A 5665-nucleotide genomic window follows, 5' to 3' on the forward strand; every position below is an offset into this window, starting at 1 on the left:
ACCCACGCCCGGCCGTAGCCCCGGACGCAGCCCCGGTCGTAGACCCCGCCAATCCGTCGCGCCGTCGTCGCGGGGTGCTCGCGGAATCTACTCGTTCCGACCCCTTGCCTCCGCATCTCCCTATATCGATACTGCCGGTTACGTAATCCGTGTCGCCGTCGGGAGGTACCACCATGCAGGCCGTCGCCTCGACCCCTGTGGACAACCCCGAGCCCGTGCTCGACAAGCCCCTCATGCACTACGGCACCCGCGTCCTGGACCGGCTCGCGCCCGGTGCCGAGGAGTTCGCGTACCGACTGCTGGAGATCAGCCCGCTCACCCCGCACTTCGGCGCCGTCCTCGGCGGCGTCGACCTGACCCGGCCCCTCACCGACGAGCTCGCCGCCGAGCTGCGCCAGGCGCTGCTGGAGTGGAAAGTGATCTTCTTCCGCGGCCAGCACGGCTTCACCGCCGAGCACCAGCTCGCCCTGTCCGGTGTCTGGGGCCCGCCGGAGGCCAACCCGTTCTTCGCGCGGACCGGCACCCCGGGCGTCTCCCGGCTCGCCAAGGACGCCAAGGCCGCGGGCAACAAGAACATCTGGCACAGCGACCACTCGTTCATGGCCCATCCGTCCCTCGGCGCCGTCCTGCGCGCCGTGGAGGTGCCCGCCGCGGGCGGCGACACCATGTGGGCCGACATGGCCGCCGCCTACGACAACCTCCCCGACGACCTGAGGGAGCGGATCGACGGCCTCACCGCCGTCCACGACTGGGAGGCCAGCTGGGGCGCCCTCATGGACGACGAGCAGAAGGCGGCGTTCCGCGAGAACTGGCCCCGCGTCGAGCACCCCGTCGTCGTGCGCCACCCCCGCAGCGGCCGCCGGACCCTGTACGTGAACGAGCCCTTCACCCGGTACATCAAGGGCCTGTCGGAGGAGGAGAACCGCGAGCTGCTCGACATCCTGGTCCTCCAGGCGCGCATCCCCGAGTTCCAGATCCGCTTCCACTGGGAGCCCGGCTCCGTCGCCGTCTGGGACAACATCGCCACCCAGCACTACGCGGTCAACGACTACTTCCCGCAGCGCCGGGTGATGGAGCGCATCGCCATCGCCGGCGTCCCGCTGTCCTGAACGGCCCGCGCCCCTCTTCCTCCCCGGGAGCACCCATGACCGCGGTATCGTCCCGCCCCGCCCGGGCCGCCGAAGCCACCGACCGCAGCAGCCGGCGCGCCTGGACGGTGACCGTGCTGCTCGTGGTCTTCATGATGGTCAACTTCGCGGACAAGTCGGTCCTCGGCCTCGCCGCCGACGAGATCCGCGCGGACCTCCAGCTGAGCGCCACCCGGTTCGGGCTCGCCAACAGCGCGTTCTTCCTCCTCTTCTCCCTGGCCGCGATCGTGGTGGGGCTCGCCGCCGACCGGGTGTCGCCGAAGCTGCTGATCCTGGTGATGGGCCTCCTGTGGTCCGTGGCCCAGGTGCCCGCGGCGATGGGCGGGGGCCTCGCCGTGCTGGTCGGCTCCCGGGTCGTCCTCGGAGCGGCGGAGGGCCCCGCCTTCCCCGTCGCCCAGCAGGCCACGCTGGCCTGGTTCCCCGACCACCGGCGCAATCTGCCCGGCGCCCTGATCACGCTCGGAGTCACCCTCGGCGTGATCGTCTCGGCGCCCGGCCTGTCCTGGGTCGTCCAGCACCACGGCTGGCGGGCGGCGCTGTGGGTGCTCGCGGCGGCGGGGCTCGTGTGGGCCGCCGCCTGGGCCGTGCTCGGCGCGGACGGCCGGCACCGCGGCGCCGACACCGCCGCGGAGCGCCGGGAGCCGGAGCGGGGGCCGGTCCCGTACCGGAGGATCTTCGCCAGCCGCACCTGGATCGGCGCCACCCTCGCCTACTTCACCAGCTACTGGACCGTGGCCCTGATGCTGGTGTGGCTGCCGTCCTACCTGCGCAACGCCCTCGGCTACTCGGCCCACGCGGCCGGCCTCGTCGTCGTCGCGCCCTGGGCGTTCGGCGCCGTCGTGCTCCTCGCGCAGGCCGGCGTCACCGGCCGACTGATGCGGCGCGGCGCGGGCAGCCGCCGCGCCCGGGGCTGGGTGGGCGGCTGGCTCCTGGCCCTCGGCGCCGCCTGCTGCCTGGCGCTGCCCCTCGCCGACGGCACGACCGCGAAGACCGTGCTGGTCGCCGTCGGCTTCGGCCTCGGCGGCTCGTACGCCGCCGTCGCCGCGACCACCGTCGCCGAACTGGCCCCGCCGTCCCGCGAGGGCGGCGCCCTGGGCACCATGAACGCCGTGGTGACGGCGGCCGGTCTCGCCGCGCCCGCCGTCGTCGGGGCGCTCGTCGACGCCCGGGGCGCCGCCGGCTACCAGAGCGCCGTGCTGCTGTCCGGCCTGCTCCTGGCCGTGGGCGCCGCCGCTTCCTTCCTGTTCGTCGACCCGGCACGCGACATCGCCCGGCTGTCCGGCTGACGCGGCCCCACCGCTCGTACCCCTGAAGGAGTCCCCCCTTGACCACCGCACCCGGGCTCGACACCGCCCCTCTCGACCTCGCCCTCGCCGACCTGCGCGGCCATGCGTCGTCCTGGACCGCCACGCCGCTCGCCGAGCGCATCGGCCTGCTGGAACGGATGCTCCCCCGCATCGGCGACGAGGCCCCCGGCATGGTCGCCGGCTCGGCCCGCGCCAAGGGCTACGACGCCGGGGCCGACTGGGCCGCCGAGGACTGGGTCACCGCGCCCTGGGCGCTGGCGCAGACCGTGGGCGCGTATCTGCACGTGCTGCGCCGGCTGGCCGCCGGGAAGGACCCGCTGCCCGGCGAGGCCGTCCGCAGCCGCGACGGCCGCACCGTCGTCGACGTCTTCCCCGCCACCCCCACGGACCACCTCCTGCTGAACGGCTTCACCGCCGAGGTGTGGACCCTGCCGGGCACCACCCCGGAACAAGCGCGGGCCCGGGCCGCGGGCGAGTACCGCGGCCGGCCCGGCGAGGCGGCCGTCGCGCTGGTGCTCGGCGCCGGGAACGTCCCCGCGATCACCCCGCTCGACGTCCTGCACAAGCTGTACGCCGAGGGTCAGGTCGTCCTCGCCAAGATGAACCCGGTCAACGCGCATCTGCGCCCGCACTTCGAGAAGGTGTTCACCGAGTTCGTGGAGCGCGGCTGGGTCCGCTTCGTCGACGGGGGCGCCGCGGAGGGCGCGTACCTCACCGCCCACGAGGACGTCGGCGCCATCCACGTCACCGGCAGCGAGCGCACGCACGACGCCATCGTGTGGGGCACCGGCACCCGCGGCGAGGAACGCCGGCGCGCGGACACCCCGCTCAACGACAAGCCGTTCACCAGCGAGCTGGGCGGCGTCAGCCCCTGCATCGTGGCACCGGGCCCGTGGAGCGCGGCGGACTTCCGCTTCCAGGCCGAGCACATCGTCACCAGCAAGCTGAACAACTCCGGGCACAACTGCGTCGCCACACAGGTCCTGCTCGTGCCCCGGCACTGGGACGGCACCGAGCGGCTGCTCGCCGAGATCCGCCGCGTCCTCGGCGAACTCCCGCCGCGCGACGACTACTACCCCGGCGCCGCCGACCGCCTCGACGCGGTGCTGCGCGCCCACCCCGGGGCGGAGATCCACGGCGACGGCACCGGCCGCCTCCTCGTCCCGGACGTCACCGCGCCGGACGACCCGCTGCTCACGGACGAGGTCTTCGCGAGCGCCCTCGGTGTGGTCCGCCTGCCGGGCGAGGACGCGCCCGCCTTCCTGCGCGCGGCCACGGAATTCGCCAACGACCGGCTGCCCGGCACCCTCGGCGCCACACTGCTCGTCCACCCCCGCACCGAACGGGACCACCGGGCGGCCGTGGACGAGGCCGTCGCCGCGCTGCGCTACGGCACCCTCGGCGTCAACTGCTGGTCGGCGTTCGGCTTCCTGCTCGGCTACACCCCGTGGGGCGCGTACCCGGGCCACACCCGCCGGGACATCGGCAGCGGCGTGGGCTTCGTGCACAACGCGTATCTGCTGGAGGACGTGGAGAAGACCGTCCTGCGGGCGCCCTTCGCCCCCTTTCCGCGCGGCCTGTTCACCGGCTCCCCGTCGCTGTCGCCGCGCCCGCCGTACTACGTCACCCACCGCACCGGACGGACGACGATGGCACGCCTCACCGCGTACGCCACCGACCCGAGGCCCGGCCGGCTGCCCGGCGTCCTCGCGTCGGCCCTGCGCGGCTGAGGCGGGCGATGACGACCCGTCGTCCGGCAACCGCCGGGCGCCAGGCAGACTCTGCGGTGTAGTTCCGTCGACGGAGGAGGATTCGCGCATGATCACGCTCACCAAGGAAGACGGCCCGGCGGATTTGGACGGAGTGACCCACCTGTCCATCGGCGTCTCCTGGGACCCGACCGCCGGCAGCAGCGGCGGGGTGATGGGCAAGCTGCGCCGCAAGACCGGTACCGACCTGGACCTGATCGCCGTCGCCATGCAGGGCGGGGACCCGGTGCGCATCGCCGGGATCGACTCGCTCGACCCGATGGGCAACGGGTCGCTGCTCCACAGCGGCGACAACCAGACCGGGCACGGGGAGGGGGACGACGAGACGGTGACCGTCGAGTTCGCGCGGCTGCCGTCCGTGATCACGTCGATCGTGTTCGTCGCCGCCGCCTACAAGAAGGGCAGCTCCTTCCAGAAGGCCCGCAACGTCAGCTTCAAGGTCTACGACGCGACCGGCGGCAGCTCGCAGCAGGTCGCCGACATCTGGCCGAGCCTGCTCAGCCAGGACAACGGCTGCGCCGTGGCCAAGGCCGTGCGGGTCGGCGGCGCGTGGAAGCTGGAGGTCATCAACGAGACGGGGAAGATCAAGCAGGGCGACGAGCACGCCCTGATGCGTTTCGCCGTCAGCAAGTAGGAAGTAGAAGAGGGGGGCGACGGCGCGGGCTTCGGGCTGGACTGCACTCGCTTCGAACGGGCATCCGTAAGGGCGAGATAAAACCACTCGAGGGGCAGGCATGGAGATTTCAGGCATCATCAGCGCCGTCGTCATCGGCATCGTCATCGGTGTCCTGGGCCGGCTCGTCGTCCCCGGACGTCAGCGCATCGGCATTCTGTGGACCATCGCGGTCGGCATCGTGGCCGCACTCATCGGATCGGCCCTCGCCTCGGCCTTCGGCGTCGCCGACACCAAGGGCGTCGACTGGGTCGAGTGGCTCATCCAGATCGTGCTCGCGGCGCTCGGTGTGGCCGCCCTCGACCGGGCCAAGGCCCGCCGCTGACGGGCGCCGGCGCCCTCGCGGCCGGTGTGCTTCATGTCTCGGCAGGGGACCGCGGCGCCGCCCGCGCCGTCTCCCGTGCCGAGACGCACGCCGGCGCACCGGCAAGCCGTCGGCGGAGGTCACGGCGCCGCGAGGGGCGGGGCCCCCGGCGGACCCTGTGGTCGCAGCGGAGCAATATCTACGGCGCTGACGGGAGAAATCGATGTCAGGCGCCGGGAATATTCCCCTCCGGGCCACCGGGGGCCGGATTATCCCCAGCGCCCGGTCGATCACGGCGTGCTACTGTCGACGGAAGTTGCAGTAGTGGTTGCCTGAAGGTTTTTCCGACGGGGTGATCATCGCGGCGACCGGGGCACGCACAGGGCGGACCCCGAGCACCGTTTCCGAAGGAGATTCAACATGGCTACCGGTACCGTGAAGTGGTTCAACGCCGAAAAGGGCTT

At 72.9% G+C, this 5665-nt stretch carries 5 protein-coding genes; all 5 read left to right on the forward strand.

Annotated features, from left to right (window positions below; translation table 11 throughout):
• Nucleotides 1–173 precede the first annotated feature (173 nt).
• The 5 genes from GTW67_RS22655 (at nucleotide 174) to GTW67_RS22675 (ending at nucleotide 5222) form a co-directional block, all read left to right on the forward strand.
• Nucleotides 174–1109 carry a TauD/TfdA dioxygenase family protein gene (locus GTW67_RS22655; RefSeq protein ID WP_161166645.1) on the forward strand — a complete coding sequence of 312 codons (936 nt, stop codon included), beginning with the start codon at nucleotides 174–176 and terminating at the stop codon, nucleotides 1107–1109.
• Nucleotides 1110–1144: 35 nt separating this feature from the next.
• Nucleotides 1145–2434, forward strand: coding sequence for an MFS transporter (locus tag GTW67_RS22660; RefSeq protein WP_161166646.1), 1290 nt, complete (start codon nucleotides 1145–1147; stop codon nucleotides 2432–2434).
• A 38-nt stretch (nucleotides 2435–2472) separates the two neighbouring features.
• A complete protein-coding gene (locus GTW67_RS22665) occupies nucleotides 2473–4185 on the forward strand; it encodes an aldehyde dehydrogenase family protein (RefSeq protein ID WP_161166647.1) in 1713 nt (570 codons plus the stop codon).
• An 88-nt stretch (nucleotides 4186–4273) separates the two neighbouring features.
• On the forward strand, nucleotides 4274–4858 hold the full coding sequence (locus tag GTW67_RS22670) for a TerD family protein (RefSeq protein WP_161166648.1): 585 nt from the start codon (nucleotides 4274–4276) through the stop codon (nucleotides 4856–4858).
• A 100-nt stretch (nucleotides 4859–4958) separates the two neighbouring features.
• Nucleotides 4959–5222, forward strand: a complete 264-nt coding sequence (locus tag GTW67_RS22675) for a GlsB/YeaQ/YmgE family stress response membrane protein (RefSeq protein ID WP_161166649.1) — start codon at nucleotides 4959–4961, stop codon at nucleotides 5220–5222.
• The last annotated feature ends 443 nt before the right edge of the window (nucleotides 5223–5665 follow it).

Source organism: Streptomyces sp. SID5910, assembly GCF_009862125.1.
Taxonomy (GTDB): domain Bacteria; phylum Actinomycetota; class Actinomycetes; order Streptomycetales; family Streptomycetaceae; genus Streptomyces.

Excerpts from the sequence above, each read along its gene's own strand:
- GTW67_RS22660 (WP_161166646.1), top strand. The coding sequence starts at position 1,145 with ATGACCGCGGTATCGTCCCGCCCCGCCCGGGCCGCCGAAGCCACCGAC.
- GTW67_RS22675 (WP_161166649.1), top strand. The coding sequence starts at position 4,959 with ATGGAGATTTCAGGCATCATCAGCGCCGTCGTCATCGGCATCGTCATC.
- GTW67_RS22655 (WP_161166645.1), top strand. The coding sequence starts at position 174 with ATGCAGGCCGTCGCCTCGACCCCTGTGGACAACCCCGAGCCCGTGCTC.
- GTW67_RS22670 (WP_161166648.1), top strand. The coding sequence starts at position 4,274 with ATGATCACGCTCACCAAGGAAGACGGCCCGGCGGATTTGGACGGAGTG.